The following is a 15,323-nucleotide window of genomic DNA, read 5'->3' as shown; positions in this document are numbered from 1 at the left end:
TTTTTAATAATATTTGTGATTGTTAATATAAATATTTTCAAAAAAATAAATTTTTAATAGATTGAGATAAACCAATTTTTTTTACTTTTTCAACCATTTTTTTAACAATATCGAATTGTTTAAGCAATTTATTAACACTTTGAACATTAAGTCCAGATCCTAAAGCTATTCTATGTTTTCTAGAATTTTTAATAATATTTGGATTTTTTTTTTCGATTTTAGTCATTGAATTTATGATAGCAACGAAATTATTTAGTTCTTTATCATTAATAGTATTTGATAATTGACTTATTGTTTTATTAATAGGTAATTTTTTTATTAAATAAGCTAACCCTCCTGTATTTCGTACTTGATTAACGTAAATTAAAAAATCATTCAAATCGAATTTTTTTTTCAAATTATTAATTTTTTGTTTAGGTAGAATTATTTTATTTTCTATTTCTTTTATTAAAGAAAATATATCTTCCATACCTAAAATTCTATTTGCGATTTTTTGTGAATTAAATATTTCAATTGCATCTAATTTTTCACCATTTCCTACAAATTTAATAGGTTTTTGAGTTAATTCTTTAATAGATAAAGCAACTCCTCCTTTAGTATCACTATCCATTTTTGTTAAAATAATTCCAGTGATATTAACAAGTGTACTAAATCTTTCTGCAATATTAGTAACATCTTGTCCAAGCATTGAATCAACAACTAATAACGTTTCTGTAGGATTAATAGTTTTATAAATATCTTGTAATTCCAGCATCATTTTTTGATCTGTATGTAATCGCCCCGATGTATCTATTAATACAACATCATATGATTTTTTTATCGCATATTTAATGGAATTAATAGCAATTTCTTTAGGATCATTGTTTTCTTTAAATAAAAAAAAGTCAATTTGTGTTTGTAATGATAACAATTCTAATTGTTTAACAGCTGCAAAACGATAAGTATCTGTAGTAACATTTAATACTTTTTTTTTATATTGTTTATGTAGTAATTGCCCAATTTTACCAATGCTAGTAGTTTTACCCATGCCTTGTAATCCGACAATTAAATATATTGAAGGAGGTTTTTTAGAAAATTTTAAAGTATTATCGTCATTTCCTAATTTTTGAATTAATTCGTGTTTAATAATTTTGATAAACTCTTGACCCGGAGTTAAACTAGTGTTAAATTTTTTTCCTAACGATTTTTTTTTAACATTATGTATAAATTTTTTTACAACTGACAATGCAACATCTGCTTCTAAAAGAGACTTTCTAATTTCTCTTAAAGTAACTTTAATATTTTTTTCAGTAATTATTCCTTTATTAGAAATTTTTTCTAAAATTTCAGAAAATCGTTTTTTTAACAAATTAAACATTTTTTAACTCTCTTTAATAAATGTATTATTTAATTGCTTACTAAATATCAAAAGATAAATATTCCTTATATAAAATATATAACCTATATATAATAAAATTTTGTAAAATGATTACTAATATTAATAATACTACATATAAATTAAATAATTTTAATTAATTTAATAATCTATATTAATGAAATATATTTTTATATTAAAAAAATTTGTTATTTATTAATAATAAAAAATATTTTTTTATTGTGTATTTATTTAATAAAAAAATAACATTCATTATTTTTAATAAATTTAAAATTATATTTATAACAATTATTAATTAATTAGAATATTTATAACATATTATTTGACAACAAAATTTAATATTATTAATTAACGCGAATGAATAAAAATATATTATTTTTTAAGATATTAATAAATAATTTTTTTAATATTTTATAATTAAATAAATATAAACCTCATGTACTTAGTATATCTTGTAAATATTTTTTAATAAATACAATTAATAATATTCTATGTTGATAGAAAACATCATTTAATTATTATTAAATAATAATGTATATTTAAGTCTATTTAATTTAAAATTAAGCAATATCATTAAAACTTTGTCTCTTTTAAGATAATGTTTTAATTTTATTTAATTTATTAAATACGATATTTATATACATAAGTTATTATTTAAAGGATAAGATCCTAGAATTTTTATTAAATTTTTTAAAGAAAAAATTATTTCTGTAATTTTCTGAATAGGGTATAGTTTTATATTATAAATAACATCAATAAATAATATTTTATCCCATAATAAATCATCTAATAATGATGGTCGAATATTAATTTGAGATATTACGATATTTTTTTTTATAAATATATTAAGAACATCGTTTAAAATATGATATTGATTTTTTATTAAAATAATAAAAGTAGTTTTATAATGTATATTAACATCATTTATATAATTATTTTGTTTAGATAAAACAATAAATCTAGTAATATTATTTTTTTTATTAGAAATATTATTTTTTAAAACTTTTAAATTATATAATTTCGATCCTTCTAAACTACCTAATGCTGCGCTATCGTTTTTGTTAATAAAAAGTATTTTTTCCATGGCTGCAGTAGTACTATTTGTAATCTTTAATTTCCAGTGACGAAATTGGCTAATAAAATTGCTACATTGTATTAACGGTTGTATATGAGTATAAAGATATTTTATCTCATTTAAATTTTTAGTATGAACATTTGTTAACAAACAGTGTTTAATAGGTACATATATTTCATCCACAATAAATAAATTATTTTTTTGTAGCAAATCAAATACTTCATCAATGTATCCACTACACGTATTTTCAACAGGTAAAATACCATAATTTGTTAAGTTCTCATTAACCATTGCTACAACTTTTTGAAAACTACACGTTGGAATTTTAATTATGTCTTTTGAAATTTGATGAGAATATTTTAAAGTAGCTAAATAAGAATAAGAACCTTTAGGTCCTAAATAAGAAACTTTTTTTATATCAGTAACTTTTTTATCATTTGGAAATGGAAAAAATTTTTTTTGAATTTGAATTGAATGGTAAATAATCATATTAAATATATTTACAATATATTCTTGCTCAAGATTATATTGTATCCCTATTTTTTTTAGATTTGTTATTAATTGATTTTCACGATTTATATCTTTTATAGGATAATTGTGTAAAATTTTTTCTATTGCTATTTCTTTAGATATTTTTTTTCTTTGACTAAGTAAATATACTATTTGTTCATCTATAGAACTAATTTTATCGCGTAATGTTAATAAATTATTTATTGTTTTCATAAAGATTTCTCTATCTATTATTTAAATTACAAATATTTTTAATTAATTTATAAAAATTTTTAGTCTATTATAATAATTAAATTCATATAAATATACTTTTATATTATAAACTATTTATATAGTGACTTTTTTAAAAAAAGTAAATGGATATTTATTTATATAAATATTTTTTGTAAAATTTAAAAAAAATTAAATAAAAAACTAATAATATTGTTTAAAACCAAAAATTATTTTTTATTAAATTTTTGAAAAAATTAAATATATTTAATAACTTAATTGTTAAATATAGTACACTGGTTCGATGTATAGTTAAAATTATTAAAATATAAATATATATTATTAATAGGAAAATATTATTTTTTTTATAAATAATATTTACGTAAATTACGTTGTAATATATATGTTAAGGATATAAATATATGAAAACTTTTTCTGCTAAAAATAATTCTGTAAAAATTAATTGGTACTATATTAATGCGTCAGGAAAAATTTTAGGTAGATTAGCTACACAAATATCAAAATATCTTAAAGGTAAACATAAACCTGAATATACTCCACATGTAGATGTTGGTGACTATATTATAGTTTTAAACGCAAATAAAATTGTCGTAACAGGTAAAAAGAAAAATAATAAGATATATTTTCATCATACAGGGTACATAGGAGGTATTAAAAAAGTTAGTTTTCAAGAAATGTTAACAAAATGTCCTGAAGAAATAATAAAACATGCAGTTAAAGGGATGCTACCTAAAAATTCATTAGGACGTAAGATGTTTCAAAAATTAAAAATATATTCAGGCGATCAACACAAACATACAGCTCAACAACCACAATTGCTGATTGTATAACAAATAGAGATAATAAAATAATGTTTAATTCGAAAAATTATGGTACTGGTCGTCGTAAAAGTTCTTCTGCTAGAGTATTTTTTAAATTAGGTAATGGTAATATTTTAGTAAATAAACGTTCTTTAGAAAATTATTTTGGTAGAAAAACTGCATGTATGGTTGTTAAACAACCTTTAGAATTAGTAGATGTTGTTGAAAAATTTGATTTTTATATAACAGTTAAAGGAGGAGGTATTTCAGGTCAATCAGGAGCTATTCGTCAAGGTATTACGAAGGCATTAATAAAATATGATAATAATTGGCGTACTATATTTAGAGAGTCTGGTTTTGTTACAAGAGATTCACGTAAAGTAGAGCGTAAAAAAGTAGGATTAAGAAAGTCCAGAAAACGTCCTCAATTTTCTAAACGTTAATATGTTTCGTAATATTTATAAAATGAACCCGATATATATATCTATTATTCGGGTTTTATAAAATTTTTTAAAATTTTAATTTTTGTATTATTCACTTTAATATTCATACTATAAAATACAATTTATATGTTCATAATATGAACTATTAATTAAAAAGATTTTAATGATTGTGATATTTTGTAACACAAAGTATTTAAACCTTTTTTTTGTAGTGCGGAAATAAAATGACATTGAAATTTATTTTCGTACATTTCATTAATTTTTTTAGCGATACTATCAATTTTGTCTTGATCAACTAAATCAATTTTGTTAAAAATCAACCATTTAGGTTTATCATATAATTTCTTACTGTATTGTTTTAATTCGTTAATAATTATTTGAATATTTCGTATTAAATTTAAATTATCATTTGAACTTATATCTATAATATGAAGTAATATTTTACATCTTTCTAAATGTTTTAACATTTGTAAACCTAAACCTAATCCTTTAGATGCTCCTTTAATAATTCCTGGAATATCAGCTATAACAAAGCGATTATTATGATTAAGATTTACTACTGCTAATGAAGGAAACAATGTTGTAAAAGGATAGTTCCCTATTTTTGGTTTAGCATTTGAAATATTTTTTATAAAAGTAGATTTTCCAGAATTAGGTAAACCTAATGTCCCTACTTCTGCTAAAAGTATTAATTCTAATTTAATTTCACGTATTTCGCCTATAGTACCTAAAGTTCTTTTTCTAGGAGTTCTATTAGTGGATGTTTTGAATCTATAATTTCCTATTCCATGCCACCCTCCCTTTGCAATTAATAATGTTTGATTATCATTTGTCATATCTTTTATTAATTTTTGATTGGTATTATCACTTATTTTAGTGCCTACAGGCACTAAAATAAAAGTATCATTACCTTTTTTTCCAGAACACTTTTTATTTTTTCCATCTTGCCCGTTACAAGCTGTAAAATTATTTTTAAATGTATATTTTGCTAAAGTATTAACGTTTTTACTAGTTTTTAGCCAAATGTTTCCCCCATCTCCTCCATCTCCTCCGTCTGGACCTCCTTTAGGAACATTTTTTTCTCTTCTAAAACTTATACAACCGTCACCTCCATTTCCAGCTTTTACATGTATAATTACTTTATCAATAAATTTCATTAAATAACCTCTTGTTTTCATAAAAATTATTTATTACAACGAGTTATTTTATATAAAACAAATTAATTAAATCTGAATTATATTTTAAAATAAGATATATACTTTAAATTTATTTAATTAATTTGTAAAAATAATTTTGAATATACATAATATATAAAAAAATATTATTTGACATAGACTAAAATATTTCAATATCTTATATTATATAATATTTTTTTTAAAAAAGTAATTATATATGTTTTAATGAATAAAAATTATTCATATTATTTAATAATAAATTGTTATCTTACATGAACATATTTTTTCTTTTTTCTTCCTTTTTTTTCAAAACTAACTATCCCTTTTATTAAAGCAAATAAAGTATAATCTTTTCCACAACCTACATTTTCTCCTGGATGAAATTTAGTTCCTCTTTGTTTTACAATGATACTTCCTGATGATATTGTTTGTCCTCCAAAACATTTAATTCCTAATCTTTTAGAATTAGAATCTCTTCCATTTCTGGTGGATCCTCCTGCTTTTTTATGTGCCATAAATTAGTCAACCTTTATGTCGTTTGTTATATTTACAATAGTGATGTCTGTAAAATGCTGTCTATGTCCTTGTTGTTTTTTGTAATGTTTTCTTCGATTAAATTTTATTATATTTATTTTTTTATTTCTACCATGTATCAAAATCTTTGCTTGTACTTTTCCTGTATTTAAAAAAGGATAACCAAATGTGGTATTAGATTTTTTAGAAATCATTAAAATTTTACTAATTAAGAATGTTTCTCCAATTGCAATATCTAATTTTTCTAATCTAATTGTATCTCCTTTATAAGCTTTATATTGTTTTCCTCCAATTACAAATACTGCGTACATAAAGTTCTCCAATGTAAACAAATAATCTAATGTATTTGACTAAACTATAAATACAGTATTTAAAATACATTCAAAATATATTATGATGTTTTTTTATATAAAACAATTTTTATATTTTATATAAAATAGCTATTTTATAAATTTCAAAATCTTATATATCGACAACATATAAAATAATAAAATCTATTATTATTGTAACAATAAAGTTATTTAATTATATAAGAGTTATTTTGGCTCCTAATGAGTTTAATTTTTTCTCTATACGTTCATATCCTCTCCTTACATGAAATATGTTATTCACAATTGTTATTCCTTCTGCTATACATCCTGCTAATATTAAAGTAGCAGTAGATCTTAGATCTTTACCTATAACATAATTTCCAAATAATTTATTTACTCCGTAGCATTTTAACAAATTTTTCTTGGTTTTATTTTTAGCTCCCATTTTAGTTAACTCTGAAATGTGTGTATATCTATTTTCAAATATTGTTTCAGTGATAATACTATTTCCTACTGCTATTAAATTTAATAGTGTTATTTGCGGTTGTAAATCTGTTGGAAATCCTGGATAAGGTGAAGTACATACATTCACAGATTTAGGACGTTTATTATACATATTTAAGTTAATCCAAGTTTTTCCGCACGTAATTTTTGCTCCTGTACTGCAAAGTATGTTTATAACAGATTTTAAAACATTTGGATTAGTATGAGTACATGTAATATTACCCTTGGAAATTGCTGCAGCTATTAAAAAAGTACCAGTTTCTATCCTATCAGGTGAAATATAATACTGTTCACTATGTAATTTGTTAACACCTTGAATGTATATTGTGGATGTTCCTACTCCAAAAATTTTAGCTCCTAATTTATTCAAAAATTTTACAAGATCTGTAATCTCTGGTTCACGGGCAGCATTTTTAATAATAGTGATACCATTAGCTAAAATAGCAGCTCCAATAACAGTAATTGTAGCACCTACACTAATTAATGGCATATATATAATAGTACCTTGCAAATTTTTTGTAGTATAAACTTTAATATAATTTTTATTTATAATAAATTTCGCGCCTAATTTTTTTAGCCCATAAATATGTAAATTAATTGGTCTAGATCCAATAGAACATCCTCCTGGAAAGTCTATACAAACTTTTTTAAAACGTATTAATAATGGAGATAAAAGCCAAATAGAAGCTCTAATTTTTCTTACAAGTTTATAAGGAACTTGACATGTTGTTAAATGACTTGCATCAAAAATTATTACATCAGAAAATTTTATTTTTACTCCAATATGTGTTAACAATTTTATAGCAATTGTTACATCTTTTATTTTAGGTACATTACTAATTTTGATCGGAGACTTTGACAATAATGAAAGAAATAATATAGGTAAAGCTGAATTTTTCGATCCAGATATTTTTATCTCTCCATTTAATATAGTTGGTCCTTGAATATAAAATTTATTCATTAAACTCTTAGTAATAGATTTTTTTTAAAAAATTTAGTATCTATAATTATTTTAAAAATAATAATATTATTATTGTTAGTATTAATTATTTTTGTTGTTTATTTTTAATACTCCATTCTTTAGCTGTGTATGTATTTATTGTAATAGCATGAATATGTTTTTCAGTAATTAGTTCGATTAATGGATTATATATAACTTGTTGTCTTTGTACACTAGTCATGTTTAAAAAAATATTACCCACAGCAGTAATTTTAATAAGATTTACATCCTGCGAAACATTTAATCTGTCTAAAGGTATATTTTTTAAAAGTATTTTTATTTTTTCTTTCAGCATAACACAGATCTCTAAAATAAAATGTTATTTCATAGTAAATCTTCTAATCTATTAGATTGAAGGATAGATATTATTATATTATACTGAGTAGTAGTAGTTTCAGCAACATGATTTTTTCATCATAAAAAATTATCTTTAAATATATAAAAATAATTTTTTTAATGAAAATTAACTGTATATTTTAAAGTTATAAATATATTAATTTAATTATGTATATACTATAACATTGATTATTTACAACTTCTAAAACATTCTAATGAAAATATTAAAATAAACTTATAGAGAAAATATTATGACAAATTTGTTTCCTATGACTTTAAGAGGTGCATATAAATTACGTAAAGAATTAGAAGAATTAAAAAATAATAAAAGACCTAAAATTATTCGTTCTATAAAAATTGCTAGGGAACATGGAGATTTAAAAGAAAATGCTGAATATCAAGCGGCTCGTGAAGAACAAAGTTTTTGTGAAGGTAGAATTCAAGATATAGAGGCAAAATTATCTAATGCACAAATTATAGATATTTCTAAAATTTCTAATGTAGGAAAAATAATTTTTGGAGTTACTATTACTATATTAGATGTACGTAACAAAAAAACATTTATTTACCAAATTGTTGGACATGATGAATCTGATTGTAAAAATAAGTTACTTTCAATTCATTCTCCATTAGCTAGGGGATTAATTGGAAAATATGTAGGAGATATAGTGCAAATTAATACTCCAAAAGGTAATATCGAGTTCGAGATATTAGCAGTAGAACATATATAAATATGTATCATTAAAATTTAATTAGCAAATAATAAATAAATTTTTTTTAAATATGACAAAATTCACTCATTTTTGTTAAACTTAAATTAATTTTAATAATTAATTATTTTAAAAAATAATACTTGTATTAGTTTTTAGTTATTTATTAATTAATATTTTTATATTAGGATATCGAACATTTAATTATTGTTAATAATATTTAAATAATTTATTTGTAATAATCTAAAATTATACTAGATATTATTAAATTACTAAAATATATTTTTATTAAAATTTTACTAGTAAATTAAACAAAATATTGACGATTTATTATCATACAATTAATTAATTGATTACATCTTTATATTATAGAAATAAATGTATTAACAAATAAAAAAAATTTTATATTCTGGAACTAGTATATGTCACAAAAAAAAAGTTCTCATATATGGATAAGAGAACATCAGAAAGACATTTATGTTAAACAAGCTTTATTAAAAAAATTAAGATCTAGGGCATGGTTTAAATTAAAAGAATTAGATCAACGCGATAATTTGATTAAAAAAAAAATGTGTATATTAGATTTAGGATCATCCCCAGGCAGTTGGTCTAAATATGCTGTTAAAAAAATAAATTATAGAAATAAAGTCATTGCATGTGATATAAGACCTATGAAATTTATTCCAGGAGTAAATTTTGTTCAAGGGGATATACAAAATAAACATTTTCTAAACACATTTATTAAATATTTAAATTCTAAAAAAATAAATTTAATAATGTCTGATATGGCTCCTAATATTAGTGGTAATTCTTATATAGATACTGCACTTTCTATTAAATTAGCACAATTAGCTTTTTTTATTTGTCAATCAGTATTAATATATCAAGGTGATTTTATAGTAAAAGTATTTCAAGGAGATAATTTAAATGAGTATTTACAAATAATAAAAAACTTTTTTTTAAAAGTTAAAATTAGAAAACCAAATTCTTCAAAAACACGTTCTAAAGAGTTATATATTGTAGCAAAAGGGTGGATAAAAAAAAATTTTTCCTTATTGTCTTTTTAAATAATTGTAATGTGAGGTTGATTCCTTGAGTGACATGGTTAAAAACTTGGTCCTCTGGATAGTTATTATAATTATTTTAATGTCTGTATTCCAGAGTTTTAATACTAATGAAGTAACTAATCGCAAAGTTGCTTATTCTACTTTTTTGTCAGAAGTAAATCAAGACCAAGTACGCGAAGCGAATATTGATGGTCGTAAAATTAATGTAGTTAAAAAAGATAATACTAAATATCACACTTATATTCCTATTAACGATCCTAAATTACTTGATAGTTTACTAGTAAAAAATATTAAAGTAATAGGAAAAACTCCTGAAGAACCTAGCTTAATTACTACTGTTCTTATTTCTTGGTTTCCAATGTTATTATTAATCGGAGTATGGATTTTTTTTATGAGGCAAATGCAATTAGGTGGTGGTAAAGGAGCTATGTCTTTTGGAAAAAGTAAAGCAAAAATGCTTACAGAAAATCAGATTAAAATTACTTTTTCAGATGTCGCAGGATGTGATGAAGCTAAAGAAGAGGTTAAGGAACTGGTAGAATATTTAAGAGAACCAAAACGTTTTCAAAAACTAGGAGGGAAAATTCCTAAAGGTATTTTAATGGTAGGGCCTCCAGGAACTGGTAAAACCTTACTAGCAAAAGCAATAGCTGGAGAAGCAAAAGTTCCTTTTTTCACAATTTCAGGATCTGATTTTGTAGAAATGTTTGTCGGCGTTGGAGCTTCTAGAGTAAGAGATATGTTTGAACGTTCTAGAAAATCAGCTCCCTGTATTATGTTTATTGATGAAATTGATGCTGTAGGACGTCAAAGAGGTACAGGTTTAGGTGGTGGGCATGATGAAAGAGAACAAACATTAAATCAAATGTTAGTAGAGATGGACGGTTTTGAAGGTAATGAAGGTATTATATTAATTGCTGCAACAAACAGACCAGATGTTTTAGATCCTGCATTACTAAGGCCTGGACGTTTTGATCGTCAAGTTATAGTAGGATTACCTGATATTAGAGGTAGAGAACAAATTCTTAGGATTCACATGCAAAAAGTTCCATTATCTAAAGATGTAAATTCTATGGTTATAGCTAGAGGTACTCCTGGTTTTTCTGGAGCTGATTTAGCAAACTTAGTTAATGAAGCTGCATTATTTTCAGCAAGATGTAATTTTAAAGTTGTATCTATGTTAGAATTCGAGAAAGCTAAAGATAAAATTATGATGGGTGCTGAACGAAAATCTATGGTTATGACTGATTTACAGAGAGAATGTACAGCTTATCATGAATCTGGTCATGTTATTGTTGGTAGATTAGTACCAAATCATGATCCTGCACATAAAGTAACTATTATTCCTAGAGGTAGAGCATTAGGAGTAACATTTTTCTTACCTGAAGGTGATGCATTAAGTATTAATCGCCAAAAATTAGAAAGTCAAATATCTACTTTGTATGGTGGTAGACTAGCCGAAGAAATAATTTATGGGCCTGATCAAGTATCTACAGGGGCGTGCAACGATATTAAAATAGCAACAAATTTAGCTCGTAATATGGTTACACAGTGGGGTTTTTCAAAAAAATTAGGGCCATTGTTATACGCAGAAGAAGAAGAAGAAATTTTTTTAGGTAGAAGTGTTACTAAAGCTATGCATATATCTAATGAAACAGCGAGAATTGTTGATGAAGAAGTTAAATTATTAGTAGAGTCAAATTATCAAAGAGCTCGTAACATTTTGAATACCAATTTAGATGTGTTACATGCAATGAAAAGTGCATTAATAAAATATGAAACCCTTGAATCATTTCAGATTGATGATTTAATGAATAGAAAAGTAGTAAGAGTTCCTGTAAATTGGAAAGAAAATAATTGAAATTAACAATTTTATATAAAAAATATGTAACAATAACCTATTAAAAATAGGTATTATGATATTAATGTTTCATCATAATAATTTTATTAAAAATAATTATTTAAATAAAATGTATTTAAAATGATATTTTTTATAAAACATGTACAAAATACATATTTTAATAAATAATTAAAAATATTGAATTTGTAATTTAATCTTGTTTAATTTACATATATTTTACATATCACTACCTTATAAACAAGGTAGTATGATTGTTTATATACATAATATAGAATATAATGAACTTAACATTTTTTATCATAAAGAAATCAACTAATAACAAAAAAATTAATAATTTTATTGTATACATGTAAAAAATAAACATTTTTTAGTTATTAATTATATACAAATATATTCTAGTTTTTAAAATAATTTACATGATTTAAAAAAATTGTTCTTATAAAAAATATTTCAGTACTTTTTTGGTGCTGCTAACATGTAGCACCATTAGTAATAATTATTTAGAATTTAAAATTTATTTTATGAAAAATATAATACTATATTTTAGTAAAATATATTATTACTATAATAATAGTCTTGTAATAATAAAATATTAATTTTAAATTATATAATAAATTCATAACAAATTAAATTTTTTTGTATAAACAAAATATTGAATATTATTAACATAAAATTATATTAGATTTATTACATTTTTTTAAAATATTTTTTTGTTATTTTGATAAATAATTATTAATCAGTCATTAATAATGAATTTTCGTTCAAAATATAGAATTGTTGTAATGTACAAAATATATAAAAAATAAATATTTTTAAAAATAATTTTTTTATACAAAATTATACATATTTTTTTATATTTTATATGGTATTATTATTTTAATAACATTTATTTAAAATCAATAATGTATTTATTTAAATTGCTATATAAATAACTGATTTTTTTAAAAAAAATCAGTTATGTATTATTTATTATGTAAATTTTTGGAGATAATTTATGCATTTAACAATTTTTTTGTTATTTATATTTATTAACGTCATTTTTATTTTATTAGTTATGCTTCAAACCGGAAAAGGTATGGGAACAAATTCTTTAGATTATTTAAAAAATGATCGTTCTATACTTACAAGTACTATTTTTTATAACAATACTATTATCATTTCAAGTATTACTTTAGCAATTATCTTTTTTGTTTTAAATTTATTATTATGTAATATTGTTATTAATGAACGAAACAAAAGTGTTGTTTTAAATAAAAATAATATTTTTGTTTCTTCTTTAATTAAAAAAAATGTTAATAAATAATTGTTTAAGTTATTAGATAGTCTTAAGTAATAATTTTTTGATAATTATCACTACAATTATTATTGTTGTTGTAATTATTATTACTAATGTAATTAATCAATTAACCGAGATGGTGAAATAGGTAAACACGCTACTTTGAGGAAGTAGTACCTTGATTATTAAGGTTTATGGGTTCAAATCCCATTCTCGGTATTGTTATTAATAATAAATTTATATAATGTGTTTAAATAACATTGATAATTCATATCACATATGAATAAGATTACTTCAAATATAAAACATATAAATTTAATTAATTTTTTATATATATAATTAAAAAAACTATGTCAGAAATTTTTTTAACCCCGTTATATCGGGGTTTTTTATTACAAACAAATGTAAATAATTTGTATTAATTATTTAATTAATGATTGATGAATACATAATACGTCGCTTGTATTAAATATGAAATTAAAGTTAATATATTTTTTTAATTGTATAAATATAATTTATATATTAAATGTTTATAAATAATTTTTTTATTTTATTTAATTTAAAAAAACAATTTGTTAATTTTGTATAGCAATAATGTATTTAAAAAAGTTTAAGGTATATTTATATGAACAAAGAAATTTTAGCTGTTGTAGAAGCTGTTTCTAATGAAAAGTCTTTACCTAGAGAAAAAATTTTTGAAGCGTTAGAAATAGCTTTAGCTGCTGCTACAAAAAAAAAACATGGACAAGAAATTGATGTGAGGGTAAGTATTAATCGAAAAAATGGAGAATTTAATACTTTTCGTCGTTGGAGTGTTGTTACTAAAGTGACTAATCCTATCAAAGAAATCACTTTAGAAGCTGCTAAATTTGACAATGAATCAATTCAACTAAAAGATTTTATCGAAGATAAAATAGAATCTGTAATTTTTGATCGTATAACAACCCAAACAGCGAAACAAGTAATAATACAAAAAGTAAGAGAAGCTGAAAGAGCAATGTTAGTAGATCAATTTCGTAATTATATTAATGAAATTGTTACAGGGGTTGTGAAAAAAATTAATAGAGATAGTATTCTTTTAGATTTAGGAAATAATGCTGATGCATTAATAATAAAAGATGATCTATTACCTAGAGAAAATTTTAGGTTAGGTGATCGAGTTAAAGGGTTATTATATAATATTAAATCAGAATCAAAAGGTACTCAATTATTTTTAAGTCGCTCTAAACCTAAAATGTTAATTGAATTATTTAAAATAGAAGTTCCAGAAATTGGAGAAAAACTAATAAAAATTAAATCAGTTGCTAGAGATGCTGGGTCAAGAGCAAAAATAGCTGTAAAAACAAATGATAATCGTATTGATCCAGTAGGTGCTTGTGTAGGAATGAGGGGAGCTAGAGTTCAAGCTGTATCTAGCGAACTTTGCGGAGAAAAAATAGATATTGTATTATGGGATGAAAATCCTGCACAGTTTGTTATAAATGCTATGGCTCCAGCAGATGTCGCTTCTATTATGGTGGATGAAGATAAACATAGTATGGATATTGCTGTTGAATCTTCAAATTTAGCACAAGCTATTGGTAGAAATGGACAAAATATACGTTTAGCTTCATTACTTAGTGGATGGGAATTAAACGTTATGACCACTGAAGACTTAAAATTAAAAAATCAAAAAGAAGTTTTAGAAGTAATTAAAAAACTTAAAAAAAATTTAAAAATTAATGAACTTACAGCTAAAATATTAGTGAAATCAGGACTATGCTCATTTGAGCAATTAGCATTAATTTCAATTAAAGAACTATTACAAATTCCAGGAATAAATCAAGAAATAGCTAAAATTATTAAAGAAGAATCACAAAAACAATTATCTTTAATTAAAGATTTACAAAAAAATAATTTAACACAACAATCAAATTTAACTTCAATATTCACTTTGAATGGTATAGATAAAAATATAGCCAATAAACTCGTTGAAAAAAATATATTGACTTTAGAAAATTTAGCTGATCAAAGTATCGATGATTTAATTTGTATTAAAGAGTTATCATCCGATCAAGCAGGAAAATTAATTATGGAAGCTAGAAATGTTTGTTGGTTTCGCATGAAAACCTAATA

14 protein-coding genes and 1 tRNA gene are annotated in these 15,323 nt (G+C 22.5%); 8 read left to right on the top strand and 7 right to left on the bottom strand.

The genetic code is table 11. From position 1 onward, the window contains the following. Positions 1-37 precede the first annotated feature (37 nt). Together ffh and BUCNMO_RS01600 are read right to left on the bottom strand one after the other, a co-directional pair. Positions 38-1,357 carry a signal recognition particle protein gene (gene ffh / locus BUCNMO_RS01605; RefSeq protein ID WP_158345002.1) on the bottom strand — a complete coding sequence of 440 codons (1,320 nt, stop codon included), beginning with the start codon at positions 1,355-1,357 and terminating at the stop codon, positions 38-40. A gap of 652 nt (positions 1,358-2,009) precedes the next feature. Next, complete coding sequence (locus BUCNMO_RS01600) at positions 2,010-3,173, bottom strand: prephenate dehydratase domain-containing protein (RefSeq protein ID WP_158345001.1); 1,164 nt, start codon at positions 3,171-3,173, stop codon at positions 2,010-2,012. A gap of 419 nt (positions 3,174-3,592) precedes the next feature. Here BUCNMO_RS01600 and rplM point away from each other — a divergent pair, with 419 nt between their 5' ends. Together rplM and rpsI are read left to right on the top strand one after the other, a co-directional pair. Then, positions 3,593-4,021, top strand: a complete 429-nt coding sequence (rplM, locus tag BUCNMO_RS01595; RefSeq protein WP_158344999.1) for a 50S ribosomal protein L13 — start codon at positions 3,593-3,595, stop codon at positions 4,019-4,021. Positions 4,022-4,041: 20 nt separating this feature from the next. Beyond that, positions 4,042-4,434 carry a 30S ribosomal protein S9 gene (gene rpsI, locus BUCNMO_RS01590; protein ID WP_158344997.1) on the top strand — a complete coding sequence of 131 codons (393 nt, stop codon included), beginning with the start codon at positions 4,042-4,044 and terminating at the stop codon, positions 4,432-4,434. A gap of 149 nt (positions 4,435-4,583) precedes the next feature. On the opposite strand, the gene cgtA is transcribed toward rpsI, so the two are convergent. From cgtA to BUCNMO_RS01565, 5 genes are all read right to left on the bottom strand, one after another. Beyond that, positions 4,584-5,591 carry an Obg family GTPase CgtA gene (cgtA, locus tag BUCNMO_RS01585; protein ID WP_158344995.1) on the bottom strand — a complete coding sequence of 336 codons (1,008 nt, stop codon included), beginning with the start codon at positions 5,589-5,591 and terminating at the stop codon, positions 4,584-4,586. A gap of 281 nt (positions 5,592-5,872) precedes the next feature. After that, positions 5,873-6,124, bottom strand: a complete 252-nt coding sequence (gene rpmA / locus BUCNMO_RS01580; RefSeq protein WP_158344993.1) for a 50S ribosomal protein L27 — start codon at positions 6,122-6,124, stop codon at positions 5,873-5,875. 3 nt (positions 6,125-6,127) lie between these two features. Beyond that, positions 6,128-6,454, bottom strand: a complete 327-nt coding sequence (rplU, locus tag BUCNMO_RS01575; protein ID WP_158344991.1) for a 50S ribosomal protein L21 — start codon at positions 6,452-6,454, stop codon at positions 6,128-6,130. Positions 6,455-6,668: 214 nt separating this feature from the next. Further along, positions 6,669-7,919 (bottom strand): UDP-N-acetylglucosamine 1-carboxyvinyltransferase, encoded by a 1,251-nt coding sequence (gene murA / locus BUCNMO_RS01570; protein ID WP_158344989.1) that lies wholly within the window; start codon positions 7,917-7,919, stop codon positions 6,669-6,671. Positions 7,920-8,004: 85 nt separating this feature from the next. Then, entirely contained in the window at positions 8,005-8,253 is a 249-nt protein-coding gene (locus BUCNMO_RS01565) for a BolA/IbaG family iron-sulfur metabolism protein (protein WP_158344987.1), read from the bottom strand. Between the two features lie 292 nt (positions 8,254-8,545). On the opposite strand from BUCNMO_RS01565, the gene greA reads away from it, so the two are divergent. From greA to nusA, 6 genes are all read left to right on the top strand, one after another. After that, positions 8,546-9,025: a transcription elongation factor GreA gene (gene greA / locus BUCNMO_RS01560; protein WP_158344985.1), complete on the top strand. Its 480-nt coding sequence runs from the start codon at positions 8,546-8,548 to the stop codon at positions 9,023-9,025. Between the two features lie 401 nt (positions 9,026-9,426). After that, positions 9,427-10,071: an RlmE family RNA methyltransferase gene (locus BUCNMO_RS01555; RefSeq protein WP_158344983.1), complete on the top strand. Its 645-nt coding sequence runs from the start codon at positions 9,427-9,429 to the stop codon at positions 10,069-10,071. A 34-nt stretch (positions 10,072-10,105) separates the two neighbouring features. After that, a complete protein-coding gene (gene ftsH / locus BUCNMO_RS01550; RefSeq protein ID WP_158345278.1) occupies positions 10,106-11,932 on the top strand; it encodes an ATP-dependent zinc metalloprotease FtsH in 1,827 nt (608 codons plus the stop codon). Between the two features lie 994 nt (positions 11,933-12,926). Further along, positions 12,927-13,235 carry a hypothetical protein gene (locus BUCNMO_RS01545; RefSeq protein WP_158344981.1) on the top strand — a complete coding sequence of 103 codons (309 nt, stop codon included), beginning with the start codon at positions 12,927-12,929 and terminating at the stop codon, positions 13,233-13,235. A 103-nt stretch (positions 13,236-13,338) separates the two neighbouring features. After that, positions 13,339-13,427: transfer RNA gene (locus BUCNMO_RS01540), tRNA-Leu, on the top strand. A gap of 406 nt (positions 13,428-13,833) precedes the next feature. Then, complete coding sequence (gene nusA, locus BUCNMO_RS01535) at positions 13,834-15,321, top strand: transcription termination factor NusA (protein WP_158344979.1); 1,488 nt, start codon at positions 13,834-13,836, stop codon at positions 15,319-15,321. Positions 15,322-15,323: the final 2 nt, after the last annotated feature.

The sequence above is a fragment of the Buchnera aphidicola (Nipponaphis monzeni) genome (assembly GCF_006741185.1).
Lineage (GTDB): Bacteria > Pseudomonadota > Gammaproteobacteria > Enterobacterales > Enterobacteriaceae > Buchnera_H > Buchnera_H aphidicola_T.
This window is presented reverse-complemented; position numbering and strand designations above follow the sequence as displayed.

Coding starts and splice junctions, on each gene's coding strand:
- BUCNMO_RS01600 (WP_158345001.1), bottom strand. CDS start 3,173: ATGAAAACAATAAATAATTTATTAACATTACGCGATAAAATTAGTTCT.
- BUCNMO_RS01555 (WP_158344983.1), top strand. CDS start 9,427: ATGTCACAAAAAAAAAGTTCTCATATATGGATAAGAGAACATCAGAAA.
- rplU (WP_158344991.1), bottom strand. CDS start 6,454: ATGTACGCAGTATTTGTAATTGGAGGAAAACAATATAAAGCTTATAAA.
- BUCNMO_RS01545 (WP_158344981.1), top strand. CDS start 12,927: ATGCATTTAACAATTTTTTTGTTATTTATATTTATTAACGTCATTTTT.
- rpsI (WP_158344997.1), top strand. CDS start 4,042: ATGTTTAATTCGAAAAATTATGGTACTGGTCGTCGTAAAAGTTCTTCT.
- murA (WP_158344989.1), bottom strand. CDS start 7,919: ATGAATAAATTTTATATTCAAGGACCAACTATATTAAATGGAGAGATA.
- ffh (WP_158345002.1), bottom strand. CDS start 1,357: ATGTTTAATTTGTTAAAAAAACGATTTTCTGAAATTTTAGAAAAAATT.
- nusA (WP_158344979.1), top strand. CDS start 13,834: ATGAACAAAGAAATTTTAGCTGTTGTAGAAGCTGTTTCTAATGAAAAG.
- rplM (WP_158344999.1), top strand. CDS start 3,593: ATGAAAACTTTTTCTGCTAAAAATAATTCTGTAAAAATTAATTGGTAC.
- cgtA (WP_158344995.1), bottom strand. CDS start 5,591: ATGAAATTTATTGATAAAGTAATTATACATGTAAAAGCTGGAAATGGA.
- rpmA (WP_158344993.1), bottom strand. CDS start 6,124: ATGGCACATAAAAAAGCAGGAGGATCCACCAGAAATGGAAGAGATTCT.
- ftsH (WP_158345278.1), top strand. CDS start 10,106: ATGGTTAAAAACTTGGTCCTCTGGATAGTTATTATAATTATTTTAATG.
- BUCNMO_RS01565 (WP_158344987.1), bottom strand. CDS start 8,253: ATGCTGAAAGAAAAAATAAAAATACTTTTAAAAAATATACCTTTAGAC.
- greA (WP_158344985.1), top strand. CDS start 8,546: ATGACAAATTTGTTTCCTATGACTTTAAGAGGTGCATATAAATTACGT.